Source organism: Pseudomonadota bacterium, from assembly GCA_022572885.1.
GTDB lineage: Bacteria > Pseudomonadota > Gammaproteobacteria > Steroidobacterales > MnTg04 > MnTg04.
This window is the reverse complement of sequence record JACZVC010000014.1, coordinates 1-17,831: the sequence shown is the minus strand read 5'-3', so window position 1 is coordinate 17,831 and position 17,831 is coordinate 1. Positions and strand designations below refer to the sequence as shown.

The 17,831-nt window shown below is 57.3% G+C and carries 15 protein-coding genes and 1 riboswitch; of the genes, 9 read left to right on the top strand and 6 right to left on the bottom strand.

The features are described 5' to 3' along the window. Positions 1 to 130 precede the first annotated feature (130 nt). Positions 131 to 213, bottom strand: a riboswitch (cyclic di-GMP riboswitch). Between the two features lie 448 nt (positions 214 to 661). Continuing rightward, positions 662 to 1,621: an FAD:protein FMN transferase gene (locus IIA05_06785; GenBank protein MCH9026803.1), complete on the bottom strand. Its 960-nt coding sequence runs from the start codon at positions 1,619 to 1,621 to the stop codon at positions 662 to 664. A 195-nt stretch (positions 1,622 to 1,816) separates the two neighbouring features. Between IIA05_06785 and IIA05_06780 the strand changes: the two genes are divergently transcribed. Beyond that, a complete protein-coding gene (locus IIA05_06780) occupies positions 1,817 to 2,623 on the top strand; it encodes a lipid-binding SYLF domain-containing protein (protein MCH9026802.1) in 807 nt (268 codons plus the stop codon). A 12-nt stretch (positions 2,624 to 2,635) separates the two neighbouring features. Here the strand turns inward: IIA05_06780 and IIA05_06775 are convergent, their stop codons facing one another. The 3 genes from IIA05_06775 to IIA05_06765 all read right to left on the bottom strand — a co-directional run bounded on the left by IIA05_06775 (position 2,636) and on the right by IIA05_06765 (position 8,157). Continuing rightward, complete coding sequence (locus IIA05_06775; GenBank protein ID MCH9026801.1) at positions 2,636 to 3,301, bottom strand: EexN family lipoprotein; 666 nt, start codon at positions 3,299 to 3,301, stop codon at positions 2,636 to 2,638. A 79-nt stretch (positions 3,302 to 3,380) separates the two neighbouring features. Next, a complete protein-coding gene (locus IIA05_06770) occupies positions 3,381 to 3,716 on the bottom strand; it encodes a TraR/DksA family transcriptional regulator (protein MCH9026800.1) in 336 nt (111 codons plus the stop codon). 379 nt (positions 3,717 to 4,095) lie between these two features. Beyond that, positions 4,096 to 8,157 carry an AAA-like domain-containing protein gene (locus IIA05_06765; protein MCH9026799.1) on the bottom strand — a complete coding sequence of 1,354 codons (4,062 nt, stop codon included), beginning with the start codon at positions 8,155 to 8,157 and terminating at the stop codon, positions 4,096 to 4,098. Positions 8,158 to 8,260: 103 nt separating this feature from the next. Here IIA05_06765 and IIA05_06760 point away from each other — a divergent pair, with 103 nt between their 5' ends. The 8 genes from IIA05_06760 to IIA05_06725 all read left to right on the top strand — a co-directional run bounded on the left by IIA05_06760 (position 8,261) and on the right by IIA05_06725 (position 14,749). After that, a complete protein-coding gene (locus IIA05_06760; protein ID MCH9026798.1) occupies positions 8,261 to 8,926 on the top strand; it encodes a serine/threonine protein kinase in 666 nt (221 codons plus the stop codon). 140 nt (positions 8,927 to 9,066) lie between these two features. Beyond that, positions 9,067 to 9,315, top strand: a complete 249-nt coding sequence (locus IIA05_06755) for a hypothetical protein (GenBank protein MCH9026797.1) — start codon at positions 9,067 to 9,069, stop codon at positions 9,313 to 9,315. Between the two features lie 85 nt (positions 9,316 to 9,400). Beyond that, positions 9,401 to 9,607, top strand: a complete 207-nt coding sequence (locus IIA05_06750) for a transcriptional regulator (protein ID MCH9026796.1) — start codon at positions 9,401 to 9,403, stop codon at positions 9,605 to 9,607. A gap of 53 nt (positions 9,608 to 9,660) precedes the next feature. Next, entirely contained in the window at positions 9,661 to 10,029 is a 369-nt protein-coding gene (locus IIA05_06745) for an acyl-CoA thioesterase (protein MCH9026795.1), read from the top strand. After that, on the top strand, positions 9,998 to 12,115 hold the full coding sequence (locus tag IIA05_06740; protein ID MCH9026794.1) for a TonB-dependent receptor: 2,118 nt from the start codon (positions 9,998 to 10,000) through the stop codon (positions 12,113 to 12,115). Before IIA05_06745 ends, IIA05_06740 begins: the two co-directional genes overlap by 32 nt. Before the next feature lie 51 nt (positions 12,116 to 12,166). Continuing rightward, positions 12,167 to 13,465, top strand: coding sequence for an NADP-dependent isocitrate dehydrogenase (gene icd / locus IIA05_06735; GenBank protein MCH9026793.1), 1,299 nt, complete (start codon positions 12,167 to 12,169; stop codon positions 13,463 to 13,465). Between the two features lie 77 nt (positions 13,466 to 13,542). Then, complete coding sequence (locus IIA05_06730) at positions 13,543 to 14,196, top strand: hypothetical protein (protein MCH9026792.1); 654 nt, start codon at positions 13,543 to 13,545, stop codon at positions 14,194 to 14,196. 16 nt (positions 14,197 to 14,212) lie between these two features. Next, the gene (locus IIA05_06725) at positions 14,213 to 14,749 is read left to right on the top strand and encodes a hypothetical protein (GenBank protein MCH9026791.1); all 537 of its coding nucleotides are present in this window, start codon (positions 14,213 to 14,215) and stop codon (positions 14,747 to 14,749) included. 216 nt (positions 14,750 to 14,965) lie between these two features. Here IIA05_06725 and IIA05_06720 read toward each other — a convergent pair whose 3' ends face one another. Both IIA05_06720 and IIA05_06715 read right to left on the bottom strand, forming a co-directional pair. Continuing rightward, positions 14,966 to 15,817: a hypothetical protein gene (locus IIA05_06720; protein MCH9026790.1), complete on the bottom strand. Its 852-nt coding sequence runs from the start codon at positions 15,815 to 15,817 to the stop codon at positions 14,966 to 14,968. A 499-nt stretch (positions 15,818 to 16,316) separates the two neighbouring features. Then, on the bottom strand, positions 16,317 to 17,831 hold a 1,515-nt coding region (locus tag IIA05_06715), incomplete at its 5' end, for a tetratricopeptide repeat protein (protein ID MCH9026789.1).

The following is a 17,831-nucleotide window of genomic DNA, read 5'->3' as shown; positions in this document are numbered from 1 at the left end:
AACCCGGAGGCAACAAAGCAAAAGAACCCGGCGCCAGGCTCACCACTCCCATTGGCATGGGTAGTGAACTCAGGCCAAGAACAGACCGGTTGGGGGTTTCGCAAAGAAGGTCGAACGGCTGCAAAAAAAAACTGGCAGCCCCGCCATCATAGGAATTCCCTTAGACCGGGTGCTTTGCGTCCTCACCTTTCGGCGAGTTTGCCTTTATCAGTACCGTGCACCGTGCACAGGCTTTCGTCTTATGTCAATCGAACGCCGCACGCTTTAAAACCCTCGGCTTAAAGGGTTGCCGGCAGACGGCGCTCGATCCGTATCGCCTCGCTAGACGACTCCTTGACGAACACCTGGTGGTTGATAAAGAAACGCCACACACTATTAATGGCAACTTTCGTGCCAGTTTGAGTAATCGGTCGCGAAATCATGGGCTTAGCGGACCAACGCGAAGCCCGGACGTGAGCCGTGCAGGTTTTTATGGAAAATAGCGTCTACAAACGTCGCAAGCTGCAAACAGTTATTTCCTGGTTTTTTTCAAGTTACTGTTTTTAAAGGGATTGTCTTGTCGCCAGTCAGAGACAGGGAGCGGCTCGCGATCGGCAATCACTGACTTTGATACATAAGCGGGCAAGGCCGGCGGGAAACCGGCCAGTGTCACGACTGTTGCTTATTGTTTCGGTGGTAGAAACCCGCCGGACCGGTGCAACTTTCCGTGCTTGTCGACGATCACCGCTTCAAAGTCGTCCAGCGAATCGATCAGTTGCAATCCATCTTTCAAGCCCATCACGAAAACACTGGTGGAAAGACCGTCGGTCATCGTCGCGTCGGGCCCGATAATCGTGACGCTGCGCACTTCGCTGGCCGAGTGGCCAGTGGCCGGACTGATAATGTGGTGATAGCGAACCCCCTCCTCCTCAAAAAACCGCTCGTAGTCACCGGAAGTGGAAATCGCTTCGTCGATCAGTGGCAACCTGGCGACAACCCGATCGCTGTTTCTCGGGTCGCGAACGCCAACTATCCATGGCGCACCCCGCCGATCACCCAGGACCCGGCTGTCGCCGCCCGCGCTGACCAGCCCGTGCTCAATACCCTGCGCGCGCAGGATGCCCACACCGCGTTCGACCGCGTACCCCTTGGCGATGCCACCCAGATCGATCCGCACCCCATGCCTGACAAAGAATACGGTGCGCTCCATCAGATCCAGTTCGATGAACCGGTAATTTATGGCGGGCAAGGTGGCTGCTATCTGTTTCTCATCGGGCCGGACACTGGCGCGAAAATCATACAGCTGGCCTACGCTGGCATAAGTGATGTCAAATGCGCCGTGGGTCAGCCGCGACATCTCGATTCCCCTGGCAATGAGATCCAGCAATTCGGCGCTGACCCTGACTGGTTCTTTCGCCGCGTCCCGGTTGATCCGCGAAATCTCGGAATCCGGCTTGTAAGTACTCATCGACCGGTCAATGCGGTGCATTTCTTTATTCACCAGCCTGATCGCTTCTGCGGCCCTCAGCGGGTCATCGCTCCATAACTCGGTGCGAATGACCGTGCCCATGATCGCCTGCTCGTTCGTATACCACTCGGCTGTAGCGACAGCGGATGACAGCAGGCAGCCTGCAAACATCATAAACCGGCGCAAAACCACTGCTCCTTCCATACGATCTCCGCTACAAAAACCACAGGCAGCTTGCACAGTGTAGCCGGACCCGTGGGCGCTGGATATTCCCGCCACCATTCAAGTAAGCTGGCCATGCCGGCCTCGACGGGAACCTTGCACGGGATTTGGGTTCACACCCAGAAACGCGGAGAGATAAAGATGGCCATGCCCAGAAGATTCAGTCTGCTTGCGGGCCTTGTGGTTCTGTGTCTCGCACCGTTGCTGGTGCAGGCGCAAAGCAAGGAAGAAAAACGTATCAACGATGCGGTCGTGACCCTCGATCAAATCATGCGCATCAGAGAGACGAGTATCCCGGAGTCCTTGCTGGCAAAGGCCTACGCAGTTGCTGTCATACCAGGGGTCATACGGGCGGGGCTGGGTTTTGGCGGCCGCTTTGGCAAGGGCGCCATCAGCGTGCGCAGAGCGGACAACAGCTGGAGCAATCCAATCTTTATCAAGCTGACAGGCGGTAGCTGGGGATTACAGATTGGCATTTCCGAGACCGATCTGATCCTGGTTTTCAAGAACAAGAAGGGCGTGGACGGGATCACCGGTGGCAAACTGACCCTCGGTGCCGATGCATCGGTGGCTGCGGGACCGGTCGGCCGCTCCGGCAGCGCCGCAACCGATATCAAGTTCGATGCAGAGGTTTATTCATACTCCAGAAGCCGCGGGTTATTTGTTGGCGTGGCATTGGCGGGCTCGGTGATTTCCATAGACGACAAGGCAAACGCCAGGTTTTACCATCGCGACTCCGTTGATGCCGGCGAGATCATCTATGGCGACATCAGGCCGCCGCAGCCAGCCCGCGAGTTCATGGCGACGCTGGCAGAATATGCGCCGGCCCCCGGCAGCGCTATCCAGTATGGCGAGCCGGGCATCGACGACGGCGAGAGCAGCAGCGGCGTCAAGACCTTCCCGGTCTATACGCCCGAACCGATACCGGAAGCCGACCCCGACCCAGACGAATAACCAGGCCGCGGTCTAGCCGCCGTCACCACCGGATGACACTTCTGCCGGTTTGTCTTCTTGTGGGCCGCCCGCGGCTCCGGCAGGCCCAACGCGCGACTGGCGAAACTGCCATTCCTCCTGCAACGCAATCAGCAACGTTTCAAGATCAGCAGCGGACAAGGCCGCCGGGTCGATTGTGCAAATCTCAGACTCACCCAGCCCCGGCAGCGGAGCGTCCTCGATTATTTCCGGGTCGATCACGGCACCGATCGGGGTGGTCGGCGGCAAGACCGCCTCTTCTCCAATCAGCTGGTCAGCATAATCGGCAGAGCCAGTCAGCTCTTCAGCTTCTTTTGCTGCCGCTTCGATCTCGGCTCGCTCCTCGCTAATCTCTCTTTGCTGGTCCACGCGCTCCCGCTCGCGGCGTAATGCGGCACGCTTGCGTTCGGACTGGGCTTCCAGGTCGACCGTTTTCTGTTCCTCGGTCTCCGCGGCAGCAACAGCATCGACCGCGCGACGCGCGTTTTTGCATTCCCGGCTGGCACGAAATTCCTCGTCCCCTACCGTACACCGTGCCAGCACCGTGTCGAGCAAAGCCGGGTCTTCGATCAGCGTCGCAATCGATGCGGGTGGCTTTTCAGGTTCGGCGCAGCCCATGAAAATGAGCGCAGGCAATAAAACCAGCGACAGTCTGATCATTTGTTCGGCCCGTGACTATGCATTGCCGAATTCTACTCTGCCGGGCTGATCATTAACAAATGTCGTTTTTTTCGGGACATTATTCGCTGCGGCTTGCGCATTGCAGGCATTTGGTGCTGTACGGCAATACCTTTAGCCGTTCGACATGAATCTCCGCGCCACAATCGCTGCAAGACCCGTACTCTCCGTTCTCGATGCTCGCCAACGCCCGGTTAACCTGGGTCAGCTCCTGGCGGGTTGCCTCGCCCAGCGCATCAATGACCTGGTCATTTTCCCGCTGTACAGCCAGTTCGGCAAAATCCGATTCGACCGGTTGATTTTCGTGGCGAACATCGCTGGTGATCCTGCCCAAACGGTCAACCAGTTCCCCACGTTTTTCGATCAGCGAATCCCTGACAGTGTCTGTGTCGGCCATCAGCATGCTCCCGCTGCCCGCTTTCATGATGTATCTCGTTGCGCTGCGGCTCTATACGCAAAATTGCCCAGGAGCCAGCATCGCAGGCATAATTTTTGCCGCTCCTTGAACTTCCTTATCAGTATAGGACATCCCCGGGTCAATAATTATGGCTGGGGGCCCCCTTAAGGGGCGGTTACGACCGATAAACCCCGGGTGCCGGAGGACATGGCTGAGCCGGAAAAGCAACGTATCGGTAGCGGTTCGAGCCATACGCCAGGGCGCCGCCGATTTTGTCGAAATACCCTGGGTGGACCGAAAACTGGTGAATACCGTCGATAAGCTGATGCGCAAACAATAACCGAGCCACAGCCAAGACTTGCAGCCGCTGGATCGACTGCTACGGCGATGCCTCCTGTTGTTTATCCAGACTACCGTCGAGATCGAAAACCGAGTCGCCGGCCCGAATCTGCCCGTCCGCGTCTATAGCAAGGTTGAGCAGATCCTGCCAGCGCGCGGTCAAATCACCACTATCGCCAGACCAGCCTCCCAGTTCCGCACTGTCCATTTCCAGGGTCCGGATCCGGTGTGCGCCGCCATCGACCCAGTCCAGGTATTGCAGACCGAGCGGCTCGTCAGCCGACAGGAAAAAGCCGCCATGCGGAATGCGTTCGGGCAAAAAGCGGCTTTGCACAACCCTCGGTCCGGTAAGAGGCAGCGACAGCAAATGCGCCCAACCATCGCTGATCGCAACCAGCGACCTGCCTGTGCCGGTGTAGGCCATCTCCCTGACCGGGCCCCCCAGTTGTACGGCTGGCCAGACCACCGAGCCATCTGCGAGACTCCAGAACTGCAACGTACCGTCCCTGGTGCCGGTGGCCAAAACCGCCTGATCCGGACTGAATACCGCCGCGCTAACCTGGCCCTGCGGCCGGACGCTCCCCGCCGAGTCACCCGATGCGGCATGCCAGACCGACAACTCGCCGAGCTCCGGGCTGATCGCCAGCAGGCTGCCATCCGCGCTGAAAACCAGGTTAGAAACCGGGTCCTCGCTGCCCATCGGGACCGATTCGCCGATCCTGTCAACAAACCACAGGCGGGCTCCCAACTCGCCGGCGGCCGCCAGGCGGGAGCCATCCGGACTGAACAACAAATGATCGACGACCCCAGCCTGACTGCCGAGCAGACGGCTGCCCCCGCCAGCAGGATCCAGCAGGCGGATCGCACCCGCCCGGTCGGCCACAGCCACCAGGTTCGAGGCAGGGTCAAAAGCCAGCGCGCTTACGGCGGCGGAAAACGCGCTGTCGGCGGGCAGGTGTTGCGAACGCACCTCATCATCGATCCGCTGCCAGATTCGAATGCCGCCATCGGGTAAGCCGGCAGCCACCCTTTGCCCATCCGGGCTTATCTTGACCGCGGTCAACTCGTCGCCACTGCCATGGCGCGAATCCCTGCCCGACCGCGAACCGGTCTTGGGAATATCCCACAGCCGCAGGGCATGCCCCTCGCTACCGGTCATCAGTTTGCCGTCGGTGGTCACCGCGGCCAGGCTGGCGCCGCCGCCGGCATGGCGCAGAGGTGGCGACAAGGCTTCTCCCGCGGGCAGCCCCAGTAGCTGCCAGGCACCTTGGCGCAGGATCAGGACCGCGTCCTCCGCCGGGTGAAAAATCAGCGCCGCGGGCTCGCCGATAACGATTCTCAACGACCGTCCGTTGCCGCCGTCAATGGCGCGAATATCGACTGAGCCGTCCGCCCCAATGGCGGCCAGCCAGCGGCCGCGTAAGTCAACCGACAGGCGATCGACCGGAAAATCCAGCAGGTATTCAGCCACCAGTTCCTCGGCTGCCAGATCCCAGACTTCCACGGCACGATTGCCGGTGGATGAGGCCAGCCAGCGGCCCTGCCTTGGGTCTATCGCCAGCGCCCTTGGTTTCTGCGCAAACGGGATTCGGGCCAGTTCACTGCGCTGGTCCATCGCAAAGACCCGCAGCAGAGGCAGCCCCTGCTCATCCCGGTCCTCGACCATCATCAAATTGGTGCTTGGATCCAGTACCGGCGCCGCCGCGAAATGTTCCAGCGCTTCGATGGTCATCTGCACGGAACCGTCCTGAATATCCCAGGCGAGCAGATTCCCGCCGGCTGCATCCAGCGCCAGCAAAAGCCGGTCGCCATCGGCAAACGCAAACGGAGCCAGGCCGGCGACACGCACCGGCCGGGATAGTTGCACGCCATCATGGAGATCCCAGATGTTGACCAGGCCGCCCAGCGTCTCGCTATCACTGTAGGCCGCCGCATAACGCCCGCTGGCGCTTAACACGATGCGGGTTCTTTCGGTGCTGCGCGGCTGCGGCAAATTGACTGGTGTGTCCAGCATTTCCTGTTGCGCTTGCTGACCGAAGCCGGCAAAGCGTAACCGCCAGCCGATGAGCTTACCCTGCACCTGCTTCTGGTGATCCTCGATATGCAGCTGCCAGTCTCCGCGCATCTCTTCGCGATTCAAGCTCGCCAGCGCGCGGTGACTGCTGGCATCAAAAAGCAAGCCGTCATTCGTGGTCTTCGCCGCGGATGGATTCAGGATCACCGATGTACCCTGCGGTGAAGTAACACGAACCATGAGCGCGGTCGGGTCCGGGTGGTCAATCTGCAATTCCAGGCTCACGCCACGAATGCGGCCCTCCAGGGCCACCAGTATCTCGCGGTCCAGACCCACGTATTCCTCGGCCGCAAGGACTGTTGTCACCGGGTTCATCGGCGTGCCGTCGCGACCATCCCAAACCTGCAACGAACCACCGGCAGCCAGCGTCGTCACCCGCTCGCCATCAGCGCTGATGATCGCCCGTTGCAAGGCGCCCACCGGACGGATGGTCGCAGCCAGGACCGGGTAATCGTTGCCGATCAGTTCCGCGATCTGCCGCCTGCGGTAGGGCCGGTCGTCGATCAGGCTGTAGAGGCGGAACAACAAGGCCTCGTCGCGCTGCTCGGCCTTCTCTGCCTGCTGCGCCTGGCGGTCCCAGAATCCAGCGAGCAACTGATCGGCCAATGCACTGTTATCCGGCATCGTGCGTAAACCCTGGTCTGCTTCCAGCGCCTGCGGCAAGCTCATGGCACGCAGACTCCGCCTCATCAATACACCGGACAAGAGGCGGTCCGCGGTATCGCCATAACCTGGTATCGAGCGCAAATCGTTATATGCCGCCATCGCTAGCTGGTAATCCTCGGTCGCGGCGCCCAGCGTTTCGATATAGGGGCGCGGCAGGATCTGCGTGTACCAAAGAGGTACGCCCAGCAATAACAGACCGACCACCGCCGCCTTGCCCAGGCCCTGCCAGTCGAACGGCAACTGCTGGTTGACCCAGCGCGGCGTAAACACCTGTTTGTAGATGCGGTTTCTGACCACCAGCTGGTGTTGTTTATTGGCCCGCACCAGGCCAGCAAGGCAGAGTGTCTGGTGTATTCGCGAGCGCGGATCATGGGCGATCGCCGTCCCCTTGCACAGTTTTCCATACAATTTCAGCGCCACTGCGTCCTTGCGCCGTGCTGATAATCGCCGCCTGACCATTGCGAGATTCGGTTCCTCGCGCGCGCGGTTTCTCGCCAGGAATTGCTCGTTGACTATCTCATCGACGGTATCGCCGATGTCTGCTCCCGCTTTGCGCCTGGATACCGCACGACAAATTTTCTGGGTCAGGTAGGGATGCCCACCGGTCCAGTATCTGATCCGTTCAAGCGCCCGGGCCGCCCGTTGCGCATCGAGATCCAATCCTGGCAGCAGGCCACAGGCCTCGGTCATCGTGAAATCGTTGAGATCAATCTGCCGGCTGATCGGAAACGGCGCATGTGCCTGGTTCGGGCATAGCTGCATCGGTGTCGCGACACCAATAACGACAAACCGCAGGCGCTCGAAATCGGGCTCGGCCGCCCGTGAGTTATGGCAGGCCCTCAGGCCGGAGAAAAACTCCTCCGCAAAGGGCAGACCCAGCGTGTCTTCTATTTCATCGAAAAACACGGTGACCGGGCGGTTCGTGTTCGCCAGCACGATCTCCCAGAAAAAATCGAACAGGCGATGCTGCATGGTCAGCGCACCGCGTTCCTGCCACCACGATTGCAAGTCGACATGAAGCCTGAGATCGCGAACGATTCGGTAGGCGACGCCGTAGAACCAGCGGGATGGGTCGGTGCCTGCCTGTCGGGAAATCACCTGGGTCAGATCGACGACGGCAACCAGTTCGTCTTTATCGCTGAGACGACGGGCAGTGGCCGCCATCAGGCTGGACTTGCCCGTTTGCCGCGGACCCAGGACATAGCAGTAGTCGTTTTCACGCAGACTGTCGAACAGCTTTTCGTCAGCCATGCGCAGTATGTAGCAAGACCGGTCCGACTGCACCGGGCCACCCACGACATAAAAACTGCCGGTCGCAGATCTACCGTCGCCGGCAGCCAATTTACGATGGGTTCCGCTCATGGTCCGTCACATTCTGGCTAAACCCGGACACTTGTACCAGCATGCGCTGGTCAACCGGCCGCGCCGGGACTAATCTTGTTCCAATAAACAAAGGCTTACAATATTGAACAATAGTCACAAGAGCGCTGAAACCGAGCTCAAATCCGATCTGTTTGGCCGAATCACGAGAGTCGAGCAAAACGGCGAGCAATGGACAAGGCGCGACACCACGGCTGCCCGGGTGTGGGCTCGCCCCATCGCGCGCTGGCTCGCGCGCCGCGAAGCCCGCGCTTTGCTGCATGCGGACGGGATGGCCGGGCTGCCCGCGCTGCTCGGCTGGGACGGGGCTACGCTTGAGCGCGGCTGGATAGAAGGCCAGCCGATGCAACAGGCAAAGCCTCTCGACCCGGGCTACTACCGCCAGGCACTGACGCTGTTGAGACGCCTGCACCGGGCGGGGATCACCCACAATGACCTTGCCAAGGAGGCCAACTGGCTGGTCACACCCGACGGCTCGCCGGCACTGGTGGATTTCCAGCTCGCCTGGTGCCCGGCAAAGCGCGGCGCGGTTTTCCGGATGCTGGCGCGGGAAGACCTGCGCCACCTGCTCAAACACAAACGCAATTACATCCCGGAAAAACTGACCCGGCGGCAAATTGCGATCCTCGATACGCCGGCCTGGCCCGCCCGCGCCTGGGCCGCCACCGGCAAACGCCTGTACCTGTTCGTCACGCGAAAAATCCTGCGCTGGCAGGATCGCGAAGGCGCCAACGACCGTCGATTCCATTGAAAATGGGACAGACCTCTTTTGCGACTGGTGCTGCCAGACCGGTATTTCTTTGCCCGAAAAAAATGACTTCGCCGGTTTGAGACTGTGCAATAATATTGCTGCCGGAGCGTTCTTTTAACAACAACTGCAACAGGAACCGCATGGAAATTTCCGACGAACACAATCTCGCCGAGCAACGCGGGCTGCCGCGGCCATTCGGCATCAAGGTGACGTTAAACCGGGAAGATCCCTTTCGTAACCTGGTAGATGAGGGCTGGGAGAAATTTCTCTGGTACCCTAGCGCCGAGCAACGCGATGCCGCTTTCGAGGATATGCGCAGCACGCACCGGTATTCACGTCGCGGAGACCGCCCGTCGCTGGTCTACGACAAAGTGGACAAGTCCGGCTAAAAATGACGCTAATTTTCACGCAGGAGCGCCTTCAGGCCCGATAAGCCAGAACCAACCGAATATGACTGAAGGACAATCCGACAGCATCGCTGATCCCAGCTGCCCCTCCTGTGAAGTCCGCGGCATGGACAAGATCGTCTCGCGAGCCAGTTCCGAAACCGCAAAGAAAGGCCAGCCGTGGTTCTTTGTCGCCCAGTGCGCCGACTGCGGCCACGTTTATGGCGTGTTTGCCAAACATACTTTCGGACCGCCCGGTGGGCCGCAACTGGTGGTCAAGGAACGCGGCAATTGAAAGTCCTCGATGACTACCCGGTGGTCATCGAATTGCCCGTCGTCTGGGGCGAGATGGATGCTTTCAACCATGTCAACAACATCATCTATTTTCGCTATTTCGAGTCTGCGCGCCTTGCCTATGTTGAGCAGACCGGTTTGCTGGAATATATGAGCAAAACAGGCATCGGCCCAATCCTGTCGCATACCGAGTGCCGGTTCAAACTCCCGTTGAGCTACCCCGACACGGTCTCGATCGGCGCCAGCGTTGCCGAGCTGAAAGAAGACCGCTTCAAAATGCTGTATGCCATAGCCAGTCACGCAACCGGGAAGATCGCCGCCGAAGGCAGCGGAACGATAGTGTGTTTCGATTACAACAACAATTGCAAAGCACCCCTCCCGGATGAAGTCCGTGACCGGATCGAACGAATTCAGAGTCGCTGACGGCTCGAAAAAAGGGGGGCGCGTTCTCCCTAGTGTGCTATTTGTCTTGGTGCTGGCAGCGCCATCAATAGCGGCCGCGACCAAACCACCACGATCGGCAGCCATCGATGAAGTCGTCGTCACCGCGATACGCGGCTCGCAAGACCCACTCAAGCTCGCCGGCAATGCCACGGTAATCGACCGGGATTCGATTCAAATACTCGCCCATACGCATGTCGCCGACCTGCTGGTGCAGGCACCCGGCGCCTGGGTTACCACCGGCAGCGGCCAGGAGCACTTGAGCGCGATTCGCTCGCCTGTTTTCACCGGCCCCGGTTCTTGCGGCGCATTTTTATTTCTCGAAGACGGCGTAGCCATACGCCCGGCCGGTTTCTGCAACGTCAACCAGCTCATGGAGATCAACAGCGAACAAATGCAGGCCGTCGAAGTGATCCGTGGACCCGGCAGCGCGCTGTATGGCGCCAATGCCTTGCACGGCTTGCTGAATTTTCTGACCCCAGCCGGCAGCCCATCGGGACCGTCGACCTCTTTCGAAGCAGGCCCCGACAATTATTACCGCGTCAAACTCGATAGCGGTGGGCGATCCAGCGACTGGCGCCTGCTCGCCAACGGCACACACGATGGCGGCGCACGCGCCGACTCAGGATATGATCAGGGCAAACTGAATCTTTTTTACCAGCACGAACTGGACGACAGCCTTTTCCGTGCCAGTCTCGCCGCGACTTATCTCAATCAGCAGACCGCCGGCTTCGTTTTCGGTCAGGACGCGTACAAGGACGAGACCCTGAGCGCAGGCAATGATGCAGCCGGCGCCTATCGCGATAACCGCGCGTTGCGCCTGCTTACGCACTGGTCATGGGATAACGACGCGGAGCAAAAACAGGATCTCAGGCTTTATGCCCGCCATTCCAGCACCCGGTTCCGCCAGCACTTCCTGCCAGGGGAACCCGACGAGGACAACGGCCAAAACAGCATCGGCTTGTTATTCAGCCGCCATGCAGCCCGGCCATCGGGCGCCTTGATATACGGCCTCGATCTCGAATACACGCATGGTTTTCTCAAGGAAACTCAGGCCGATACCATCGCCAATGGCTCGGCTTTCCTGATCGAAACACGCCCGGCCGGCAAACACTACGATTACACGGTCAACGCCTACATGGCCGCGCCGTATATTCAGATGCAACGCGAAACCGGTCGCTGGGAATTCAACGCCGGGCTGCGCGCTGAATATTTACGTTACGATTACGACAATCGCATGGCAGACGGCAACGACCGCGACGATGGCACGCCTTGTGGTTTTGGCGGCTGCCTGCACACCCGCCCGGCCGACCGGAAGGACGGATTTTTCGAACTCGCGCCCAAGCTCGGCGCGTTGTATCACCTTGACCGGCAACGCACCCTCTATGCTTCGCTAAGCCGCGGATTCCGCCCGCCGCAAAGCACCGAGTTGTATCGCCTGCAAAGCCAGCAGCAGATCGCCGACCTCGATTCGGTGATCCTGGACAGCCTGGAACTCGGCCTGAAAAGTATCGGCGGCACACTCGAATACGACGTCGCCATTTACGCGATGAAAAAGCGCAACCTGATCTTGCGCGACGCGAATGGCTTCAACGTCGACAATGGCAAGACCCGGCACATCGGTTTGGAAACCAGCGTGCACTGGAGGATCAACGGCGCCTGGTCGTTGCAGGCCGCCGCCAGTTACGCCCTGCACCGCTATGATTTCAGCCAGCAGGTTGCCGGCGGCAACACCATCAGCTCAGGCGATGAAGTGGATAGCGCCCCGCGACGTCTGGGCAGCGTAAGATTGCGGTGGGCTGAGGGCAGCTACACCGGCGAGCTCGAATGGGTGCATATCGGGCGCTATTACATCGACCCCGAGCAGGCCAATAATTACGCTGGCCACGATCTGCTGAATCTCAGGCTGGACAAGCGCTTGAGCCCGAGCTGGTCAGCGACGCTCAGGCTCAATAACCTGGCCGACATCCGTTATGCCGAGCGCGCCGATTTCGCCTTTGGCCGCTTCCGCTACACACCGGGGCGTGCACGCAGCCTGTTTGTGGAAATACGTTACGCACAACCATAAAATGGGCCCATCAAATCTTTCAGTTACAGCAAAAAAAGGCACTGACTCAAGATGAACAATCCGAAATACGAAGCCCCGAGCGGCGGCGCAAAAATTACTGTTGAAAACGGCGAACTTAGCGTACCAAGCAACCCAGTCATCCCCTTTATCGAAGGCGATGGCATCGGTCCGGATATCTGGCGCGCCGCGGTGCGCGTGCTCGACGCAGCCGTGGAAAAAGCCTATGGCGGCAAGCGGAAAATTCACTGGCTGGAGATCTTTGCCGGCCAAAAAGCTTACGACCGGTTCGCGAGCTGGCTGCCCGATGAAACCGTGCAGGCCTGCCGTGACTACCTGGTCTCGATCAAGGGCCCGCTGACTACACCGATCGGCGGCGGTATCCGATCGCTCAATGTCGCTCTGCGCCAGATGCTCGATCTGTATGTTTGCCTGCGACCGGTGCGCTGGTTCAAAGACGTGCCCTCGCCGGTCAAAAACCCCGGCGCCGTGGACATGGTTATTTTCCGGGAGAATACCGAGGACATTTACGCCGGCATCGAGTTCGAGGAAGGCACCGAAGACGTCCAGCGCTTCATGGAGATTTTCATGGAGGCTTTTCCGGAGCGCTTCAAGAAAATCCGTTTCCCGCAGACCTCCGGCATCGGCATCAAGCCCGTTTCACGCCAAGGCACCGAAAGGCTGGTGCGCTCGGCTTTGCAATACGCCATCGCACAAAAACGCAAAAGCGTTACTTTCGTGCACAAAGGCAACATCATGAAATACACCGAAGGCGCGTTCCGTAACTGGGGTTACGCGCTGGCCGAAAAAGAATTCGGTGAATTCGTCTATACCTGGGAGCAATGGCAACGGACCAAGGCGGAAAAAGGCGAAGACGAGGCGAATGCCGAACAAAAAGCGGCGCTGGCCACAGGCAAGATCCTGATCAAGGACACGATCGCCGATATCATGCTGCAACAAATACTGACCCGGCCCAACGAGTTCGATGTGATCGCGACATTGAATCTGAACGGCGATTATCTCTCCGATGCGCTGGCTGCCCAGATCGGCGGCATCGGCATAGCCCCGGGCGGCAACATCAACTACAACAATGGTATCGCTATTTTCGAGGCCACCCACGGCACCGCGCCCAAATACGCCGGCCAGGACAAGGTCAATCCCGGCTCGGTGATACTCTCCGGCGAACTGATGCTGCGCTACATGGACTGGAACGAAGCGGCGGACAAGATCCTCGCTGCGATGGACCAGACCATTGCCAACAAGACCGTAACCTACGACTTCGAACGACAGATGAAAGGCGCGACCTTGCTCAAGTGCAGCGAGTTCGGCGATGCGTTGATCGGGAACATGTAGTCAGATTAGAAATACCAGACAAGTGCGGATTGCAGGAGGCAGCCACGGGCAATAAAGTTAAGGCTCTAATCCACTTCGTGCTGGCAATGCTCTTGCTTGCGACGGGCATCTGTCTGGCTGAATCTGATCAAGACTTGACCAACAAGGCGCTGTTCGATTTTGTCGCCGAGCGATCACGCGAATTTGGTTCTGTTTTCTCCGGTGGCCTCAAGGCGGTCAACCGGCATGTGCAAGCCGCGATTTATGAAAGTCGCGCAGGCAATCGTCGGACGTTGGAAGCCATATGCGCTGTCGCGGTGAACGAAGTCATTGATGACGCCAGTCGAAACGAACTCCAACTGGCGTGTGAAAAACGCTTTCTTTACATGATTGCAGTAATGAGCCAGACGGATCGCATGAGCCCGTACAGGGTCGCCGGGGGTAACGAGCTCGAGTGGCGGTCGCATTACGCGTCCATCGCCTCCGGTGACCTGGCATTTGTCCTGGAAGGCCATTATCGGTTTCCAGCCGGGCACTACTCCTGCAGGTCGACCAATAATTGCTGTGATATGGATGGAGCTCTATATTTGAATTCATGCCGGACGCCTACGGCCGACGAGCAAAAAGCAATCGACATTTGCGCGGCGGAGTGCTCTTGCTATCGCTCAGAAGAATATATGAATTGCCTCCGGGATCAGGGTGTTACGGTCGGTTGCGAAGATCAGGACGATGGCTCGCGTCTTTGTTATTGATCGAGGAGAAAATCCCATGAACGAAGAAATCAAACCGGATACGCAAGCAACTGAGGAGCCGGCGCTGTCCGATCAGCAAATGCAGATGGCCATGGATTCCTTGCGGTCGGAGCAAAACATAGTCGCCGGCGCGCTGGCTGGCCTCGCGGCGGCACTGCTCGGCGCCGGTATCTGGGCCGTCGTTACGATCGTGACGGAGTATCAAATCGGCTGGCTGGCCGTGGGTATCGGCGTATTGGTCGGATTCTCGGTGCGCTTCGCCGGCAAAGGCATCGACCAGACTTTTGGCATTGCCGGCGCAGTACTCTCGCTGGTCGGTTGCGTCGTCGGCAACGTTCTGACGATGGCCTATTTCATTTCCGTTAGCGAAGGAATGTCGTTCATGGACATACTGGTGCAACTGGATTTTGCAATCACTTACGAGTTGCTGGCATCGACGTTCGAGATTATAGACGTACTGTTTTACGGGATGGCCGTATACTTTGGTTACAAATATTCGTTTCGTCAGGTTTCCGAGGATGATTTCAATCGCGCTTTAGGAAAGGCACCCTGAAAAATCGCTGCGTGATTTGCATTACTTCAGAGCGACAGCTGAAAAAATGAAAAAGCCAAACCTGCCGACAAACAGGGACGGAAAGCCACGGGTCCTCACGTCCTCCGAGAAGCCACAGAAGACTCCCCGAAGGACCTTAAGACCACCGGGCGCGCGCGCGCAGCAAGACCGGTATGCGTTGTCCGGTTTTCTTTCGTCGGCTGGCGCAACCATCGGTCAGGAAGTAGAAGTACCCAAGTCTGTCCTAATCGTGGTCGATTCTCGGCAGGTAGGATCGGTCGCCGTACCGCCCATCCCACACCAACGTGAGGTCGGTCCAACTTCAGGGTCGTCGTCGGGCGGCTGGATGAATTGTTCGCCGTATTGCGAGAAGACCTCTTGCTCGGTCTTCGTCTTCGTCTTCTTCCCTTTGCTGCTGAGTACTACAACAACGTCCCCATCGATCCTGAAGAAATCCGCGTCGAACGTAACCGTCGCGGATTCCAGCGAAGTATCGCCATCGGCAACCTTTCCGTATTCACTGTCGGGCAGCGGGTATATTTCATCTTCGTAGGCCTGGACTACCCAGCCGATCCGCAGATGGTGTTCGAGTCCTGCAGCGTTGAGCCATCTCATTTTGAACTGGACCCGATTCGGGGGCTCCTTGTCGCGATCGAGACGGATTGTCCAGGTCACGCCGCTGTTCTCATCATCTAAGAGGACCGCAAATAAAACGGAGCAATTTCCGTTGCACATGACGGTGGCTCCAGTTGGCAGGATCGAGAAATCTGGATCATCAAGTTCTGCCAATCCTGCACCGGCATCGCCGCCAACGGTAATGGTCTCACCCATAACCAATTGCCCATTCATCGTGTCGAAGCCGCCGTTGTTGACAAGCTCTCCCTGCAACCTCCCGTCCTTAAGTCCAGAAGAAATGATGTCTCTTGTAAAGACCGCGGTGGCATCAACCGGCTGGTTGCCCTTGGGAGGCTTGCCCTTACCCTCCGGCGGAGCGGCCAGGGCGTAGGTGCCAAAACACAGCAACAACGCTGCAGCCAGGCTCAATATTTTCGTATCTGTGTGGATCATCGTCTTTACTCCTTGTTTGAAATGGTTCCAATGGACCGGCATCAACGACAAAGGCCGCCTGATTCGGGATGATGAATCCCGAGCAGGCGGCCTCCAATCGTTCGGTCAGCCGGGCTGATATATCGCTATATGAGCTTGATCTTCTGTGTCGTCATCTCCGCTGAAACGGGTAAGCCGTCCTGAATCTTTAACTTCTCGATCTCGCCATAGCCCAAACGCTCACAGAGCTCGATAAGCGCACACCACGCAGGGTGAAGAACTTCGGCCCGGTTTCGTGAGTTCGAATCCCTGCGGACCTTTGTCGGAGTCTGCGTCTGTCGATTCATTTTCGCTCAGTTTCATAGTTCTTTGGTTCTTATACACGGATAGAACTGCCGCTTTTGCGTTTTTGGTGGCCGTTGGTGCGAAATACCAAAAGAGAGGAATTACAGCCATAAATCGTGGTTCGCAAGTTGATTGCCCAAGCAAGTGGCCCGAAATGTGTTCTGTCAGAAAAAGGTCAGAAGTCCCTCAATATTTCGAGCATTGATCCAAGATGTTTTTCATACTTCCGCCATTCATCCGAACCGCCTTGATACATTTTCTGTCGAACTTGCGTCACTGAGGCAGTCTGAATCGCACGTCTGGTTTTGTGAAAATCCAGGCAACGGTCATCCCATTCCAATCCAATATACTCGATGAGTTGTCGGCTGACTTTTTCCTGATTCATAACCAATTCTTCATACTGCACTCCCAATATTTCAGACGGAAATAGACTGTTCCAGTGCGCCATCAGTCTTTCGTAATCCAGATAATAATGTCCCAATTCAGACAGGTCGAAAGAGTACTCATTACCGACGGCAAAATAATTCATGAAATTAGACGTACAAGTATCCAGGGCATTGCGTTGGCAATGGATGGTTCGTGCAATTGGAAAAAGGGTCTTAATCAGGCCAATTCTTGCAAAATTAACAGGCATCTTGTCAGTAATACGCTTCGCATCAAGCGAGTGATTCCGCAATTCTTTCAGATACTTTTTTGAAAAATCAAGTGTAATAGACTCGTTACATAGAGCCATACATTCCGGATAAGTGTCTGAAGATTTGAATTGTTCGGCTATTGACTCTTCAAAACATCCAAATGAGGCGAGTTCGCCAGCCCCATACACCAGGGGATGACTTGAGATAATTTGCTCGACCAAGGACGTCCCGGAACGGGGCATTCCAACAATAAATACAGGCAACTCTGAATCAGACCCGCATGCCGTTATTTTCTCAAAGTAATCCCTTGAATAAGCTTCAATCAGTCTGTCTACATAAGCAGTATATTCTTGTGAATCATATGTTATTGCCCTGCGTTTCAGAGTGTTGGCCTTGTCGTAGTGTTTGAACGCTTTGTTGAACGTCTTAACATCGTTATAAATATTCCCAAGTGCAAAATGGTAATGAATCGCGTCTGTTTCTGATAGTGAAGGACTTTTCAATAGTTTTTCGATTGTTGATACCTGCTCTTGCTTTGGTTTTATTTTGGTTAAATTGCGATGCGCCTCAGCATAATCAGGCCTGATGGCAAGGGCCTGCTCATAATGCGTAATCGCTTCTTCCTGGCGGCCCAGTTCATCAAGGGCATTTCCTACGTTATTGTGGGCCTCGGCATAGTCAGGTTTGATTGCGAGGGCCTGTTCATAACGCTTAATGGCTTCCTTCGGTCGGCCCAATTCATCAAGGGAAATCCCCAGGTTGTAATGTGCCATAGCAAAGTCAGGCTGGATGGCAAGGGCTTGTTCATAATGTGCAATGGCCTCTTCCGGTCGACCTAGTTCTTTGAGGGCATTGCCCAGATTGCTATGCGCCTCGGCGTAGTCAGGTCTGACGGCAATGGCCTGTTTATGGTGGGCGATGGCCTCTTTCGGTCGGCCTAGTTCCTGAAGGACATTTCCCAGACTGCTATGTGCCTCAGCATAATTAGGCATGATGGCAATGGCTTGTTCATAGTGCGTTATGGCCTCTTCCAGTCGACCCAGGTCTCTAAGAGC

Coding starts and splice junctions, on each gene's coding strand:
- IIA05_06785 (MCH9026803.1), bottom strand. CDS start 1,621: ATGATGTTTGCAGGCTGCCTGCTGTCATCCGCTGTCGCTACAGCCGAG.
- IIA05_06780 (MCH9026802.1), top strand. CDS start 1,817: ATGCCCAGAAGATTCAGTCTGCTTGCGGGCCTTGTGGTTCTGTGTCTC.
- IIA05_06775 (MCH9026801.1), bottom strand. CDS start 3,301: ATGATCAGACTGTCGCTGGTTTTATTGCCTGCGCTCATTTTCATGGGC.
- IIA05_06770 (MCH9026800.1), bottom strand. CDS start 3,716: ATGGCCGACACAGACACTGTCAGGGATTCGCTGATCGAAAAACGTGGG.
- IIA05_06765 (MCH9026799.1), bottom strand. CDS start 8,157: ATGAGCGGAACCCATCGTAAATTGGCTGCCGGCGACGGTAGATCTGCG.
- IIA05_06755 (MCH9026797.1), top strand. CDS start 9,067: ATGGAAATTTCCGACGAACACAATCTCGCCGAGCAACGCGGGCTGCCG.
- IIA05_06745 (MCH9026795.1), top strand. CDS start 9,661: ATGGATGCTTTCAACCATGTCAACAACATCATCTATTTTCGCTATTTC.
- icd (MCH9026793.1), top strand. CDS start 12,167: ATGAACAATCCGAAATACGAAGCCCCGAGCGGCGGCGCAAAAATTACT.
- IIA05_06725 (MCH9026791.1), top strand. CDS start 14,213: ATGAACGAAGAAATCAAACCGGATACGCAAGCAACTGAGGAGCCGGCG.
- IIA05_06720 (MCH9026790.1), bottom strand. CDS start 15,817: ATGATCCACACAGATACGAAAATATTGAGCCTGGCTGCAGCGTTGTTG.